The organism is Kutzneria sp. NPDC052558, assembly GCF_044547355.1.
Lineage (GTDB): Bacteria > Actinomycetota > Actinomycetes > Mycobacteriales > Pseudonocardiaceae > Kutzneria.
Window position 1 is genome coordinate 212,006 of sequence record NZ_JBIUAG010000005.1, and the last position, 14,068, is coordinate 226,073.

The following is a 14,068-nucleotide window of genomic DNA, read 5'->3' on the forward strand; positions in this document are numbered from 1 at the left end:
CCTTCCGTTGGTCGGCTGCGTCTCAGACCACCGCCGGGCTGCTGGTCACCTGGACCAGGTCGTCGAGCAGGGTGAGCGCGCCGCCGGTGAGCCGCTGGTCCGCGCGCAGCGTGCCGTCCTCGGCCACCAAACGGTTGACCAGCGGGATGTGCACGGCCCGGGACAGCGGCCGCAGGCCGAGGGCGACGACCACTGGCGTGAGCGCCTGGGTGGCGCGGGCGCCGCCGGAGACCGCGCCGTAGCTGACAAAGCCGATGGGCTTGCGCTGCCATTCCGCGCTGAGGAAGTCCAGCGCGTTCTTGGTGGCCGCGTTGTAGCTGTGGTTGTGCTCGGGCACGACGAACACGTAGGCGTCCCCGGCGGCGATCGTCTCGCTCCACCGCCGGGTGTGCTCGTGGACGTACTGCCCGCTGCTGGCCGGGTGCGGCTCGTCCAGCAGCGGGAGGCCGACCTCGGCCAGCTCGATCAGCTCCACGTCGAAGCGGTCGTGCCGGACGGCCAGGTCGTGGAACCAGCGGCCGACCGGCGAGCCCCGGCGGCCGGGCCGCGTGCTGCCGACGATGATCTGGAGACGGGGCTGGCTCACCGGGACGCTCCCGCCCGGCGGGGGCGTTCGAACTCGATCGCGCCGTCGCTGGTGACGGTGTCGAACTGGTCCGAGGGCACGTCCGGCAGCAGCACGGGCGGCAGGCCGACGTCGTACAGCACGGTTTCCTCGGTGGCGGCCAGGTGCAGGGTCTCGCCCGGCTCCACCTGCAGCGCGGCCAGCGGGCCGATCTTCGTCTCGCCGACCGAGCCCCCGCCCGACAGCACGACCATCAGCCGCCGGCCCTCGTGCACCGTGGACGTCCAGCAGACGCCGGCGTCGACCTTGATGAACTCGATCCAGAAGGCGCGCTCGGTGAAGGAGCCGAAGTACTTGCGCTGCACGCCGGGCGCCCCGGGCAGCGGCAGGTAGTTGAAGCGCTCCGGATCCATGATCAGCACGCTCTGGTAGCGGGGCCGGGGGAAGATCACGTCGCGCGCCGGCTGCTTCACCGCCACGCCGTCGCGCCTGGCCTCGGGCCCGCGACCTCGGCCGGCGCGCATGCCCAGGCCCGACGCGCCGCCGAACTGGAGCACCAGCTGGAGTTGCTTGGGGTCGGTGAGCGGGTCGTCCTGGGGGCCGTAGGTCTGGCCCTCGGGGAAGTAGCCGATCTCCCCTTCGCGCAGGATGCCCTGCTCGCCGAGGTTCATGTCGCCGACCAGCGGGAGTCGGATCTGCTCGAAGGTGTGGCGGTGGCGGGGCATGTGGAAGTCGCCCTCCTGGCGGCCCAGGATGTAGCGGAAGTTCTCCAGCTTCTCGGGCTCGCCGCCCATCAGCAGGTAGTTGAAGGCCACGGTGCCCCGCGGGTGGTCCATCTTGTACGCGTTCTCGTCGTAGGGCTCGATCTTCATCGGGCGTCCTCCTCGTCTCGGTGTCCTCTCCACGCTACCTACTTGGTAGGTTGTGCGGCAAGACGGTTCGGTCGGGCGGAGGCTGGGAAGTGGCTGTGAGCGGGGTGTGTACCTGGTAGGTAAGATGTCTGTTAGCCAGGGAGGAGCTCACGATGACCCAACCGTCCGCGCGGCTGTACCGGGGCCGTGTCGCCGATCAGATCGTGGAGGACCTGCGCCGGCAGATCCTCAGTGGTGAGCTGGCCGACGGCGCGCGGCTGCCGTCCGAGCGGGAGCTGGCCGCGCAGTACGACGTGAGCGCGCCGACCGTCCGCGAGGCGGTCCGGGTGCTGACGGCGATGGGCCTGCTCAGCACCCGCAACGGCAGCCGGACCACGGTCACCGCGCGCAGCGACACGCTGCTGGCCATGTCCATCGCCTCGGTCGTGCAGTTCGAGAAGGCCACCGCCGGCGACGTGTTCGGACTGCTGAGCGTGCTGTTCTCGCACGCCGCCGAGCTGGCGGCCGAGCGCGCGTCGGACGAGGACGTCGAGCGGCTGCGGGCGGCGGCGCAGGCCGCGGCCGAGCCGGGGGACGCCGAGACCTCGGCGGCGGCGCTGCTGGGCTACTTCGCGACGCTGGCCGAGATCTCCGGCAACCCGCTGCTGTTCGCGCTGTGCCGGTTCATCTCGCAGGTCCAGATCGGGTTGGCGCTGGAGCTGTCCAAGAGCTCGGACCAGGAGTGGGGCCGGGTCCCGCGCTCGCTGGCCAAGGCGCGCCTGGAGATCGTGGACGCCATCGCCGGCCGGGACGCGGCCACGGCGGCCGCGCTCGTGCGCGACTACCACCGCAAGGCGATGAAGCGCATCCAGTCCTCGCCCGGGGCCCAGCAGCGGCGGGACAGCGACCCGAACCTGACCACCGCGCTGGCGGCGTGGCTGGCCGGCAACGTCGGCGTGGGCGGCTGACCGCGAGCCCACATACTCCTCACAGGTTCACCTCAGCCGCCTACTAAGTAGGTAGTGCAGACTCGGGATAGCGGCTCGATGACGAGCGGCCACCCACACTGGAGGATGTTGTGAACCTGACCAAGAAGAGCGGTGTCCTGGTCGCGGCGGTCGCGACCGTCGGCCTACTCGGCGCCGGCACAGCGGTCGCCGACACCACGCCGACCCCGCCGGCCGGCGGCGGCCCGGTGGCCGACCCGGCCGACGGCGGCGCGACCGGCATCGTCGACTCCACCTCCGCGACCGGCTTCACCTTCACGACGGCGGCGGGTGTCGAGGTGACGGTGACCGAGCAGTCGTCGACCAGGTACGAGGTGGGCCAGCGCCCGGCCTCGGCCAAGGCGGTCAAGACCGGCGAGAGCGTGTTCGTGGTCGGCCTGGTCACCAGCGACGACATCGCCGCGACCCAGGTGACCGTGCAGCCCAACGGCGACGGCGGCGCGGCGGCCGCCGCCGCGGCCGGGGTGATCCCGTTCCAGCAGGGCCAGCCCTCGCCGCCGAAGTCGGTCGGCGACGTGCCCTCGGACTACACCGAGGGCGACGGCACGATCGTCAGCGGCACAACCGCCTACAAGGCCACGGAAGCCGCCCAGAAGGTCGTGCCCGGCGGCATCGCCGACCGGGTGGTGCTGCTGAGCGACGGCGAGTACGAGGTGCACAACATCGGCACCAACTGGCCGCACCACGTCTTCGTCAGCAGTGACTTCACGGTGCTGGGCTGGGAGTAGCCGCCCGCAGCGAGGCCGCGAAGTCGGCGCCACGGATTCCGGTGAGGATCGGGTTCGTGGCGCCGGCGGCGCGGAAGCGGGCGATGCCGGCCCGGACCTGGGCGTCGTCGCCGATGGCGCACAGGGCGTCGATGAGGCCCTCGCTGATCGTCTGTTCCTGCCGGGCCTGGTCGCCGGCCGCGTCGTCGTAGGCCCGCAGGTCCTCTGCGTAGCCGGCGGCGGCGAACATGCTGCGGTAGAAGGGAAGCCCGAAGTAGCGGTGCAGCTCGGCGCGGATGCCGGCCAGTGCCGCGGCGTGGTCGGGGCCGACGGCGACGGGGATCGCCGGCATGATGGCGAAACCGTCCAGGGTCTTGCCGACGGCGGCCCGGCCCTTGGCCACCTCGGGCACGATGACGTCGCGCACGTAGTCCGACGGGCAGGCCCAGAGCACGACGCCGTCGGCGATCTCGCCGGCCAGCCGGAGCATCGCCGGGGACAGCCCGGCCAGCAGCACGGGAATGTCGGGGCGGGGCTCGAATGCGGTGAAGCGGAACGTGGAGTTCCAGCGTTTCCCTTGCGGCGCCGGGGATCCGGTGAGCAGAGCCCGCACCAGCTCGACGTATTCGCGCATCTCCGGCACCGGGCGGCCGATCTCCTGGCCGTGCCAGCCGCCCATGGTGACCCGGTGCCCGACGCCGAGCCCGAGCCGGAACCGCCCGCCGGACAGATCGTCCACGGTGGCCGCGGTCTGGGCCATGGAGGCGGGGGAGCGGTGGTAGATCGGGGCGACGGCGGTGGCCAGGTGCACGCGTTCGGTCACCATCGCCAGGCCGGACAGCGCGGTGAACGAGTCCCGGGCGGCGATGTGGGAGCAGGTGACGGTGTCGTAGCCGAGCTCATCGGCCAGCCGTGCCAGCGCGGCCATCTCCGGAAACGGCACGGTGGTGGGGATCTGACAGCTGAGCAGCATGCGAGGCGCTCCTTCGGGCGTGGTAGTCGACGAACCAGGCCAGCGCCGCGGGAACGTCCACGGCCCGGTGGTCGGCGACGGTCTCGGGCCGGGCGCCCTGGAGGATCCGCTTGACCGGGACCTCCAGCTTCTTCCCGGTTCGGGTGTGCGGAATGGCCGCCACGGCAAGGATCTCGTCCGGCACGTGCCGAGGCGAGGCCTCGTCCCGGATGGCGGCCTTGATCCGCCCGACCAGCTCGTCGCCGAGGATCACGTTGTCCGCCAACACGACGAACAGCGGCATCCAGTAGTCGCCGTCCGGTTGCTCGGCCCCGATCACCAGTGCCTCGGTGATCTCCGGCAGCTGCTCGACGGCCCGGTAGATGTCGGCGCTGCCCATGCGGACGCCGTTGCGGTTGAGCGTGGAGTCGGACCGGCCGTGCACGATCACCGAGCCCCGCCCGGTGATGGTGATCCAGTCGCCGTGCCGCCACACCCCGGGATAGGTGGAGAAATAGGACTCCCGGTAGCGCACATCGCCGGGATCGCGCCAGAAGCGCAGCGGCATGGACGGCATCGGTTTGGTGACAACGAGTTCGCCCACGGTGTCGCGGACGCTGCGGCCCTGCTCGTCCCACGCGTCCAAAGCAACTCCGAGGCAGGGCACGGAAAGCTCGCCCGGCACGATCGGCACGTTCGCCGCGACGCCGACGAAGGCGCTCACGATGTCGGTGCCGCCGGAGGTCGACACCACCCGGACGTCCGGGCCGACGTGCTCGGCCACCCAGTGATACGCCTCGGCCGGCAGGGCGGAGCCGGAGGAGCCGACCGCGGTCAGGGCGGACAGGTCGTGCTCAGCCGCCGGTTCGAGGCCGGATTTGGCGCTGGCCAACAGGAATCCCGGGCTCACCCCGAGCAGCGTGACCCGCTGTTCGGCGGCGATCCGCCACAGCGTCGCCGGCGACGGGCTGCCGTCGTAGCAGACGATCGCCGTCCCGGTGAGCAGCCCGGAGACCTGGTAGTTCCACACCATCCAGCTCGGCGAGGTGTACCACAGGTAGGTTTGCGACGGCCCGAGTTCCAGGTGCAGGTTCAGGGCCTTGAGGTGTTCCAGCAGCACGCCGCCGTGCCCGTGCACGATTCCCTTGGGCACGCCGGTGGTTCCCGAGGAGAACAGGATCCACAGTGGATGGTCGAACGGCAGGTCGACCGCCTCCGTCGGCTTTCCGGCGACCGCCTCGTCCCAAGGCAGCACGTCGTCCATGGGCCGGCCGATGCGGTGGTAGGCGATGGTGGCGCGCAGCCCGGGCAGGAGCTGCCGGAGTTGGGACACGGCTTCGCGCCGGTCATGGGCCTTGCCGCCGAAGCGGTACCCGTCGGCCGTGATGAGCACGACCGGTTCGAGCTGGCCGAAGCGGTCGGCCGCGGCCGTGGCGGCGTAGTCCGGGCCGCAGCACGACCACACCGCGCCGATGCTGGCCGTGGCCAGCAGCCCGACGACCGACTCGACGGTGTTGGGCAGGTAGCCGACCACCCGGTCGCCCGGCTGCACCCCGAGTTCGACCAGGGTCCCGGCCAGGCCCTCGACCTGGCGGCGCAGCTCGTCCCACGACACCGTGCGGACCGCGCCGGTCTCGTCGACGTCGATCACCGCCGGGCGGTCGGCCCGGGCCGCCTTCCAGATGTGCCGGACGTAGTTCACGGTGGAGCCCGGGAACCAGCTGGCCCCGGGCATGCGGTCGTCGGCCAGCGCCGGTCCGTGCTCCCCGCCGACGCCGAAGTAGTCCCAGACAGCGGACCAGAATCCGTCCAGGTCAGCCACCGACCACGACCACAGCGACCAGTAGTCCTCGCCCACCGGCGCGCCGCGGTCGGCGCACCAGCGGGCGAAGGCGGCGATGGCGGTCATGGCCCGACGAGCGGGTTGCGCAGGTGGCCGATGCCCTCGATGGTGCTGACCAGGGTCGAGCCCGGGGTCAGGTACCGCTGGGGATCGCGGGCCATGCCGACCCCGGACGGGGTGCCGGTGAAGATCAGGTCGCCTGGCCGCAGCGGCAGCACCGCCGACAGCCGGGCCACCAGCTCCGGCACCGAGAAGATCAGGTCCTTGGTCCGGCCGTCCTGGAGGGTCTCGCCGTCCAGCGCGCAGCCAAGGGCCAGGTCGTCCGGGTCGCTGAACTCGTCCGGCGTGACCAGGACCGGGCCGATCGGGCTGAAGCCCGGATAGGACTTGCCCAGCGAGAACTGCGGCACCGGACCGGACAGCTGCACGGCCCGCTCGGACAGGTCCTGCCCGACGGTCAGGCCGGCCACGTGCCGCCAACCGTCCTTTTCGGACACCTGGTAGGCCGGTTCGCCGATCACCGCGACCAGCTCCACCTCCCAGTCGACCTTGTCGCTGGGCAGCGTGACCGTGTCGTACGGCCCGGTGATGCTGCTGACGAACTTGGTGAACACCGCGGGCGAGGTCGGCGGCTTGGCCACGCCGGCCTCCTCGCTGTGGGCGCGGTAGTTCAGGCCGATGCCGAACACCTGGGCCGGCCCCAGCACCGGCGGCCCGACCTGGGTCTCGGTGAACGGCTCGCCGTCGCCGGGCGACTGCCGGCCGGCCCAGGCGGCGAACTCCGCCCAGCGCGGGAAGATCTGGTCGGGGTCGGCGCCGAAGCGGCCGTCGCTGGCCGCCTCGACGTCGAGCGCGAGCTCGCCGGAGACCAGCTTCAGCCGGCCGTCGATCCTGCCGATACGCATGGTTTCTCCTTGTCAGCGCGCGCTGTGCGAGCCGGTCATGAGGGCGGCGAGATCCTCGGGGGTGATGAACGAGGGCGGCAGCGGCGGTCCCCAGTTGTAGATGCCGCGGGCGCCCTCCACGACGGACGGCTTCCACAGCGCGTCGTCCACGATGCAGTCCAGGTCGCTGTAGTACTCGGAGAAGTTGCCGGCCGGATCCTTGAGGTACCAGAAGAAGTTGGAGCCGATGTGGTGGCGGCCCAGGCCCCACACGTGCCGCTCCGGGTGGTCCTCCAGCATCGCGGTCGCGCCGCGGCCGACCTCGTCGACGTCGTCCACCTCCCATGCGGTGTGGTGCAGGAAGTCCACCGGGGCCCGCTGGATGAGGATGTTGTGGTGGTCGGTGGAGCAGCGCAGGAAGCTGGCCAGGCTGGGCACGTGGTCGCTGGTCTTGAAGCCGAGGCCCTCGGTGAAGAACTTCTGGCTGGCCTCCTGGTCCCGGGAGCCGATCACCACGTGGCCGAGCTTGCGCGGCCGCACCTTGTTCTCCCGCTCCACGCCCGGCGCGCGGCCGTTGGGGCGGGACGCGCGGCCCGGCCCGTTGTAGGGCTCCTGCGCGGCCGGCGTCTGCTCCACGTGGCCGGCGATCTCCAGGACCACCTCGATGTTGGAGTTGGGGTCCAGCACGCGCAGCGAGGTGTCGTCCCGCTTGCCGGTGACGTCCAGCCGGGCCAGGGCGGCGGTCACGCGGTCGAGGTCGTCCGGGTCGTCCACGCCCACGCCCAGCTCCACCAGCCGGCGCAGCGGGGAGTGCACGATCTTGAGCTGCTCGCCGCCGTCCTGGGTGGCGAACCGGGTCCCGTCGCCGACCGGCGTCAGGCCGAAGCTGGTGTAGTACTCGGCGGTCTCCTTGACGTTCGGCACGCCGAGAGTGATCGAGGTCAGGCGGTGCAAGCCCATGTTCTCTGCTCCTACTGTGCGGTTGTCGCGGCCAAGGCGCGTCGGCCGAGGACTTGCTGGACCACGTCGGTCAGTGAGTCCGGTTCGAGAGTCTTTGCCCGCCAGGCGATGTGGCGGTCGGGGCGGACCAGCACGCAGCCGGTCGTGTCGATCTCGCGCACGGCGGCCCACTCCCCGTAGGGATCGAGCAGGCCGTCCGGCCCGATGACGTGCACGGCGACGGTCACGCCGGCGGCGGCGCCGGCCCGCCGCGCGGCCTCGGCCCAGGCTTGGCCGCCGGGGCCGGTGATCAGCGCGAAGTCGAGACCGTCGACTAGGTCCAATGTGGACAGTGGCACGCCGTCGCGTTCCAGCCGGGCGTGGGGGAGCCGGGCGCCGGGGCGGGTGGTCGGCGTGTGGTACAGCTGGGCGTCGCGCTCGCTCGGCGGCTCCGGGGAGTCGTCCTCGACGATAGCCGTGCTGTGATAGCGATAGCCCAGTTCGACCCCGTGCGCGTTGAACTGGTAGTCGGTCAGCGCGACGGCGTCGCGCAGGGCCGCGCGACGGGCCTCGCCGGCCGGGCCCGGCTCGTCCAGCCCCCGCAACGCCGCCCAACCGTCCTCAGTGGACTGTCCAGGCTCGAAGCCGAGCGCCTGCTCGACGGCGGCCATCTCGCCGAGGCTGGTGATCGCCCGCTCGACGCCTTGCGCGCCAACGGGTTGGCGTTCGGCCGAGTAGGTGTCCAGCAGCGTCGGATCGGCCCGGCCGGCCAGCACCAGGGCCAGCTTCCAGGACAGGTTGAAGGCGTCGGCGACGGACATGTTGAGCCCGAGGCCGTTGGTCGGCGGATGCCGGTGCACGGCGTCGCCGAGGCAGAAGAACCGGCCGGCCGAGTACCGGGGCGCGACCTGGGCGTTGACCTGCCAGCCGGCCAGGCCCTTGAGCTCCACCTCCAGCTGGTCGTCGCCGACGGCCGCGCGGACCCGGGCGATCTGGTCGGCCTCGGTCAGGTCGGTCAGCTTCTGGGTGGCCGGGTCGTACATGATGGCCAGCACGAACTCCGTGAACGGCTTGTGGCAGATCAGGGTGCCCAGGCGCAGCGGCGGCAGCGGGCCCGGCATCACGTTCCACGTCAGCACCCCGGGCCGGTGGGCCAGATACCTGGTCAGGTCGGCGCGGAACCAGATGTTGGCGGCCTGGGCCAGACCCGCCGGCCCCTCGACGGCAAGTCCGGCGTTGGCCAGCACCTTGCTGCGGGCCCCGTCCGCGCCGAGCACGTACTGCGAGCGGACGACGAGCCGATCACCGGTGACACGGTTGAGGATCGTGCTGGTGACACCGTCCTCATCGGACTCCGCGGACTCGAAGGCGTGGTCGAAGCGGATGTCCGCGCCGGCGTCCCTGGCCGCCTGCACCAGCATCGGCTCGAAGACCGTCTGCGGGCAGTTGGCCATCGGCGCCGGGCTGGTCGCCGCGTATTCGCCGGCCCGCTCGCGGGAGGTGCCCCACGTCTCCGATCGGGCGACCTCGCGGCCGGCCAGGCTGGTGACCCAGAGGTTGTTGGCCATCAGGTGTTGCGGGGTCGCAACCGCGTGGAACCGGTCCTCGATGCCCAGGTGCCGCAGGATCTCCACCGTGCGCTGGTTGACGATGTGCGCGCGGGGAGTGTGCGCCGTGCCCGGGTACTGCTCGACCAGCAGGTGCTCGATCCCGTAGCGGCGCAGGGCCAGGGACGCGGTCAGCCCGGCGGGGCCGGCGCCGACGACGAGCACCGGCACGGTCAGCTCGGTGGTGGACATGGGACCTCCAAGCCCTCGACGTTGAGTGCTAGAACGGGTTGCTGCCGTAGAGCCAAGTCATCCGGTACGGGTGGAAGCCGTCGCCGGCGGCGAGATCGGCGTCCCGCTTGCGCTGCTCCGCACCGTCGGCCAAGTGATAGACGACGTTGTTGTCCCACGACATCCGCTGCACCCGGGCGGTGTGCACCCGGCGCTTGTCCTCGTACGCCTTGAGCATCGCCGGCAGATCGTCGTCCAGGACGCTGGCCAGCGCGGCCGCGTCCTCAATGGACTGAGCGGCGCCCTGGGCCAGGAACGGCAGCATCGGGTGCGCGGCGTCGCCGAGCAGCGTCGTGGTCGCGGTGGACCAGTGGGTCAGCGGCTCACGGTCGTACAGGGCCCACCGGTACACGGGCTCCGTTACCCGGTCCAGCAGTCCGGTGAGCTTCGAGGACCAGCCGTCGAAATGCGCGCGCAGGTCCTCGGCGGTGCCGGGGGCGGTCCAGCTTTCCTCGTGCCAGTCCGGTTCCGGCACCACGCAGAGCATGTTGATCCAGTTCGGGCCGCGGCCGACCGGGTAGGCCACCACGTGCCGGTCCGGGCCCAGCCAGAGCTGGACGTTCAGGTCCTCGCCCGGCTCGATCGGCATCATCGCCCGGTAGCCGCACATGCCGGAGAACCGGGCCGGCGCGTCGCCGACGGTCGCGCCGCGCACGATCGAGTGCGTGCCGTCCGCGCCGACCACCAGGTCGGCGTCCAGGGTCCGGCCGTCGGCCAGGGTGATCGCCGGCTTGTCCGGGTGCACGCCCGTCACCGGGACGCCGAAGCTGGTGACCTCGTCCGGCAGCGCGGAGGACAGGATGTCGATAAGGTCCGGACGGTAGAGCGTGTAGTACGGGGAGCCGTACTCGGCCAGCATGCGGTTCGCCAGCTCGAACTCGGCCAGGTGCGCGCCGTCCTGCCAGCGCAGCAGGTACAGGTGCTCGGGGGCGAACCCCACCTCGTCCAACTCGTCGCCGAGCCCCAGCCGGCGCAGCACGCCGGTCGCGTTCGGCCCGAGCTGCACCCCCGCGCCGACCTCCCCGAACGCCTTGGCCTTCTCGACGACATGCACGTCTGCTCCGGCTTGCCGGAGCGCGACCGCCGTCGCCAGACCCCCGATTCCACCCCCGGTGACCAGTACTCGCATGGCCCCCAGCATGCACCGAGGATGTCGAGAGTTCAACTAAATATCGATATTTTCTCAATGTAGGCCGTTGACCTTGGGATATCGATATGCTTGTGCGATGGCAACTTCCCGTACCGAAGAGGTCTACGCCGTCCTGCGGGCCGAGCTGCTCAAGGGCGCGTTCGCCCCGGGGCAGAAGCTGCGGGTCGTCGAGCTGGGGGAGCGGTTCGGGGCCAGCCAGTCGGTGATCCGCGAGGCCCTGCTCCGGCTGACCGAGCAGGGACTCGCGGTGGCCGAGCCGCAGCGGGGCGTGCGCGTGCGGGACCTGTCCATCGACGACGTCGCCGCGCTCACCGAGACCCGGGTGCTCGTCGAGTCCCAGGCCCTGCGCTGGTCCATCGCCCGTGGCGACCTGTCGTGGGAGACCGCCGTGCTCGCCGCCCATCACCTGATGGAGAAGACCCCCTCGTTCCTGGCCGACGAGTCCGTCAACGAGGACTGGGCCGTCCGGCACGCCGAGTTCCACGCCGCCCTGCTCGCCGGCTGCGCCAATCCGCGCCTGGAGGCCGTCGCCGCCTCGCTGCGGGACAGCTCCGAGCTCTATCGCCGCTGGTACTGGGTGCTGACCGACGACCATCGTCGCGACATCGCCGCCGAGCACCGCCGGCTCAAGGACCTCGCCCTGGCCCGGGACGCCGACGCCGCCGTCGAGGTCCTGGTCCAGCACATCGAACGCGCCCCCTGCCAGCTCATCGCCTACGCCCGGGAGCGCGGTCTGGACCGCCTGGACGCCCGCGCCTAGCGACCCGCCCCTCCAAGATCAACGCTCCATTCCTCTCGCCCAACGCCAGGAAGGGCCCCTTCACAACGTTCGGTGTCATGAAGGGGCCCTTCCTGCCATCCAACGCCCGAAAGAGTCCCTTCGCCGCCTTCGAAACGCCAGGAAAGGCCCGTTCACTGCACCAGACGCCAGTAACGGGCCTTTCACTGCGCCCAGCGCCAGGATCGAGCCTTTCCTGGCAAGAGGGGGTTGTCAAACAGTTGCTTGACAAGTTGGGGGTGGGCTCCTAGGTTTCATTTGCTGAAGCAGGCAAGTAAATCGGGAGGCGTGGTGGACGGGCGGGGTCGGGCGGATGTCGTGATCGTGGGCGGCGGGTCGGCGGGGGCGGTGCTGGCGGCGCGGTTGAGCGAGGACCCGGACCGGCAGGTGCTGCTGCTGGAGGCGGGGCCGGCCTACCGGGCCGGCGAGTACCCGGAGGCGCTGCGCGACCCGAACCGGCTGGGCGGCGACGCGGCGCACGACTGGGGCTACAAGGTCCGGGGCGGGGCGAAGGCGCCGGAGATCGTCAGTTTCCGGGGCAAGGTGCTGGGCGGCACCTCGGCCGTGAACGCGGGCATCGCGATCAGGGCCCGGGCGGCCGACCTTGTCGACTGGCCCGGGTGGACGGTCGAGGATCTGGCCGTGGGCAAGGAGTTCCCCGTCGCCGAGGTGGAGCTGACGCCGTTGATGCAGGCCTTCGTCGACGGGGTGAAGCAGTTGGGGTACCCGGAAGTGGACCTCGGTGTCGCCGACCGCGCCGGGGTCGGCAGCGTGCCGGTGAACATCGTCGACGGGGTCCGGCAGAACACCGGCATGGTCTATCTGACCGACGAGGTGCGGGCCCGGCCGAACCTGCGGATCGTCGGCGGGGTGACGGTGGACCGGGTGTTGATGGACGGGGCGACGGCCACGGGCGTGCTCGCGGCGGACGGCGTCGAATACCTTGCCCGGCAGGTGATTCTGTCGGCCGGGGCCTACGGCAGCCCGGCGATCCTGCTGCGGTCGGGCATCGGCCCGGCCGAGGATCTCCAGCGGCTGGGCATCGACGTGGTCGCGGACCTGCCGGTGGGACAGTCCTTGCAGGACCACCCCTTCTACTACAGCGTGCACGCCCTGGCCCCGCACGCGGACGAGAAGTCGCCGGCCGCCGGCGCGCTGCTGTGGACGGCGTCCAGCGAGGCGGTGGAGGGCGAGCTCGATCTGCACCTCACCGCGACGCAGGTGGTGGACGGCGAGGGCGGGGCGCTGGTGCTGGCGATGTCGGTCACGCGGCCGGATTCCCGTGGCACGCTGCGACTCCGCAGCCGTGACCCGCTCGACCCGCCGATCATCGACTGCGCCTTCCTGACCGAGCCGCGCGATCGGAGCCGCATGCTGGAGGTGTTCCGGCTCAGCCGGGAGCTGGCCGACGGCGCGGTGCTCAAGCCGTTGCTGGCCGGGGAGATCGCGCCCGGCCGCGATCGCGTCGAGAACGACGAGTTGCTCGACGCCATCGACACCACCATCAACTCCTACGGGCACCCGGTGGCCACGGCCCCGATGGGCCCGGTCGTCGACCCGTCCGGCGCGGTGCTGGGGGTCGCCAACCTGCGGGTGATCGACGCCTCCATCCTGCCGCGGGTTCCTTCCGCCGCCCCGAATCTCACGGTGATCGGCGTGGCCGAGCACCTGGCCGGGAAGGTGGATCAGGCGTGAGAATCGGGCTGGCCGTGGCCGACTACGCCTGGCCTGGCGGGACGGCGGACACGCTGCGCGAGGTGGCGGCGGCCGCGGAGGACGGCGGGTTCGCGTCGATCGCCGTGATGGACCACCTGTGGCAGATCCCGGTGGTGGGCCGGCCGGAGCAGGAGATGCTGGAAGCCTATGCCACGCTGGGCTTTCTGGCCGCGTGCACGTCCCGGATCGAGCTGCTGACGCTGGTGACGGCGGCGATCTACCGTGCGCCGGCCCTGCTGGCCAAGGCGCTGACCACAGTGGACGTGCTCTCCGGCGGCCGGTCCTGGCTGGGCATCGGGGTCGGCTCGCCGATCAACGCGGCCGAGGCCGCTGGCCTGGGGCTGCCGTTCCCGGAGCTGGGGGAGCGGTTCGAGCGGCTGGCCGAGACGCTGGAGATCTGCCGTCGCATGTGGAGCGAGAACGAGGAACCCTTCCACGGCAAGCACTACACGCTCGGCCGGACCCTGAACTCGCCGCAGCCGGTCCGCCGGCCGCCGATCCTGATCGGCGGGTCGGGGGAGCGGACGCTGCGCCTGGTCGCGGAGTACGGCGACGCCTGCAACCTGTTCGTCGGGCCCGATCTGGAACGCAAGCTGAACACGCTGCGCCGGCACTGCGACCAGGTCGGCCGGGACTACGACGAGATCGCCAAGACCGTGCTGTACCCGCTCGACCCGGGCGCGGAGGGCCGCAACATCCCGCGCCTGCTGGCCGATCTGACCTGGCTGGCCGGTCTGGGCGTGGACACCGTCCACGGTCCGGTCCCGGCCGCGCACGAGATCACTCCGCTGGAACTGTTGGGGCGGCACGTGATTCCCGCCGTGGCCGCGCTCTGAGC

General features: G+C 71.5%; 13 protein-coding genes. 5 read left to right on the plus strand and 8 right to left on the minus strand.

Features of this window, described 5'->3' with window-relative positions:
- Positions 1-22 precede the first annotated feature (22 nt).
- A complete protein-coding gene (locus tag ACIG5F_RS11875) occupies positions 23-586 on the minus strand; it encodes an NADPH-dependent FMN reductase (protein ID WP_396517591.1) in 564 nt (187 codons plus the stop codon).
- Positions 583-1,437 (minus strand): hypothetical protein, encoded by an 855-nt coding sequence (locus tag ACIG5F_RS11880; protein WP_396517592.1) that lies wholly within the window; start codon positions 1,435-1,437, stop codon positions 583-585. The genes ACIG5F_RS11875 and ACIG5F_RS11880 overlap by 4 nt, the downstream gene beginning before the upstream one ends.
- Before the next feature lie 152 nt (positions 1,438-1,589).
- Between ACIG5F_RS11880 and ACIG5F_RS11885 the strand changes: the two genes are divergently transcribed.
- A complete protein-coding gene (locus tag ACIG5F_RS11885) occupies positions 1,590-2,384 on the plus strand; it encodes a FadR/GntR family transcriptional regulator (protein WP_396517593.1) in 795 nt (264 codons plus the stop codon).
- Between the two features lie 110 nt (positions 2,385-2,494).
- Positions 2,495-3,151, plus strand: coding sequence for a hypothetical protein (locus ACIG5F_RS11890; protein WP_396517594.1), 657 nt, complete (start codon positions 2,495-2,497; stop codon positions 3,149-3,151).
- Here ACIG5F_RS11890 and ACIG5F_RS11895 read toward each other — a convergent pair.
- Genes ACIG5F_RS11895 through ACIG5F_RS11920 form a run of 6 tightly spaced genes read right to left on the minus strand, consistent with a single transcriptional unit; the run spans position 3,129 to position 10,715 of the window.
- Positions 3,129-4,103 (minus strand): LLM class flavin-dependent oxidoreductase, encoded by a 975-nt coding sequence (locus tag ACIG5F_RS11895; RefSeq protein ID WP_396517595.1) that lies wholly within the window; start codon positions 4,101-4,103, stop codon positions 3,129-3,131. The genes ACIG5F_RS11890 and ACIG5F_RS11895 overlap by 23 nt on opposite strands.
- Positions 4,030-5,991: an acetoacetate--CoA ligase gene (locus ACIG5F_RS11900; protein ID WP_396517596.1), complete on the minus strand. Its 1,962-nt coding sequence runs from the start codon at positions 5,989-5,991 to the stop codon at positions 4,030-4,032. Before ACIG5F_RS11900 ends, ACIG5F_RS11895 begins: the two co-directional genes overlap by 74 nt.
- Positions 5,988-6,830, minus strand: a complete 843-nt coding sequence (locus ACIG5F_RS11905) for a fumarylacetoacetate hydrolase family protein (protein WP_396517597.1) — start codon at positions 6,828-6,830, stop codon at positions 5,988-5,990. The genes ACIG5F_RS11900 and ACIG5F_RS11905 overlap by 4 nt, the downstream gene beginning before the upstream one ends.
- 12 nt (positions 6,831-6,842) lie before the next feature.
- Complete coding sequence (locus ACIG5F_RS11910) at positions 6,843-7,769, minus strand: VOC family protein (protein ID WP_396517598.1); 927 nt, start codon at positions 7,767-7,769, stop codon at positions 6,843-6,845.
- A gap of 11 nt (positions 7,770-7,780) precedes the next feature.
- Positions 7,781-9,547 carry an FAD-dependent monooxygenase gene (locus tag ACIG5F_RS11915; RefSeq protein WP_396517599.1) on the minus strand — a complete coding sequence of 589 codons (1,767 nt, stop codon included), beginning with the start codon at positions 9,545-9,547 and terminating at the stop codon, positions 7,781-7,783.
- A gap of 28 nt (positions 9,548-9,575) precedes the next feature.
- Positions 9,576-10,715, minus strand: coding sequence for an FAD-dependent monooxygenase (locus tag ACIG5F_RS11920; protein WP_396517600.1), 1,140 nt, complete (start codon positions 10,713-10,715; stop codon positions 9,576-9,578).
- A 97-nt stretch (positions 10,716-10,812) separates the two neighbouring features.
- On the opposite strand from ACIG5F_RS11920, the gene ACIG5F_RS11925 reads away from it, so the two are divergent.
- The 3 genes from ACIG5F_RS11925 (at position 10,813) to ACIG5F_RS11935 (ending at position 14,066) form a co-directional block, all read left to right on the plus strand.
- Positions 10,813-11,496: a GntR family transcriptional regulator gene (locus tag ACIG5F_RS11925; protein ID WP_396517601.1), complete on the plus strand. Its 684-nt coding sequence runs from the start codon at positions 10,813-10,815 to the stop codon at positions 11,494-11,496.
- A gap of 309 nt (positions 11,497-11,805) precedes the next feature.
- Positions 11,806-13,209: a GMC family oxidoreductase gene (locus tag ACIG5F_RS11930; protein ID WP_396517602.1), complete on the plus strand. Its 1,404-nt coding sequence runs from the start codon at positions 11,806-11,808 to the stop codon at positions 13,207-13,209.
- Positions 13,206-14,066: an LLM class F420-dependent oxidoreductase gene (locus ACIG5F_RS11935; RefSeq protein WP_396517603.1), complete on the plus strand. Its 861-nt coding sequence runs from the start codon at positions 13,206-13,208 to the stop codon at positions 14,064-14,066. Before ACIG5F_RS11930 ends, ACIG5F_RS11935 begins: the two co-directional genes overlap by 4 nt.
- The last annotated feature ends 2 nt before the right edge of the window (positions 14,067-14,068 follow it).

What these genes read in the sequence shown, in the direction of transcription:
- ACIG5F_RS11880 (WP_396517592.1), bottom strand. Translation starts at nt 1,437, where the DNA reads ATGAAGATCGAGCCCTACGACGAGAACGCGTACAAGATGGACCACCCG.
- ACIG5F_RS11885 (WP_396517593.1), top strand. Translation starts at nt 1,590, where the DNA reads ATGACCCAACCGTCCGCGCGGCTGTACCGGGGCCGTGTCGCCGATCAG.
- ACIG5F_RS11895 (WP_396517595.1), bottom strand. Translation starts at nt 4,103, where the DNA reads ATGCTGCTCAGCTGTCAGATCCCCACCACCGTGCCGTTTCCGGAGATG.
- ACIG5F_RS11900 (WP_396517596.1), bottom strand. Translation starts at nt 5,991, where the DNA reads ATGACCGCCATCGCCGCCTTCGCCCGCTGGTGCGCCGACCGCGGCGCG.
- ACIG5F_RS11905 (WP_396517597.1), bottom strand. Translation starts at nt 6,830, where the DNA reads ATGCGTATCGGCAGGATCGACGGCCGGCTGAAGCTGGTCTCCGGCGAG.
- ACIG5F_RS11910 (WP_396517598.1), bottom strand. Translation starts at nt 7,769, where the DNA reads ATGGGCTTGCACCGCCTGACCTCGATCACTCTCGGCGTGCCGAACGTC.
- ACIG5F_RS11915 (WP_396517599.1), bottom strand. Translation starts at nt 9,547, where the DNA reads ATGTCCACCACCGAGCTGACCGTGCCGGTGCTCGTCGTCGGCGCCGGC.
- ACIG5F_RS11920 (WP_396517600.1), bottom strand. Translation starts at nt 10,715, where the DNA reads ATGCGAGTACTGGTCACCGGGGGTGGAATCGGGGGTCTGGCGACGGCG.
- ACIG5F_RS11925 (WP_396517601.1), top strand. Translation starts at nt 10,813, where the DNA reads ATGGCAACTTCCCGTACCGAAGAGGTCTACGCCGTCCTGCGGGCCGAG.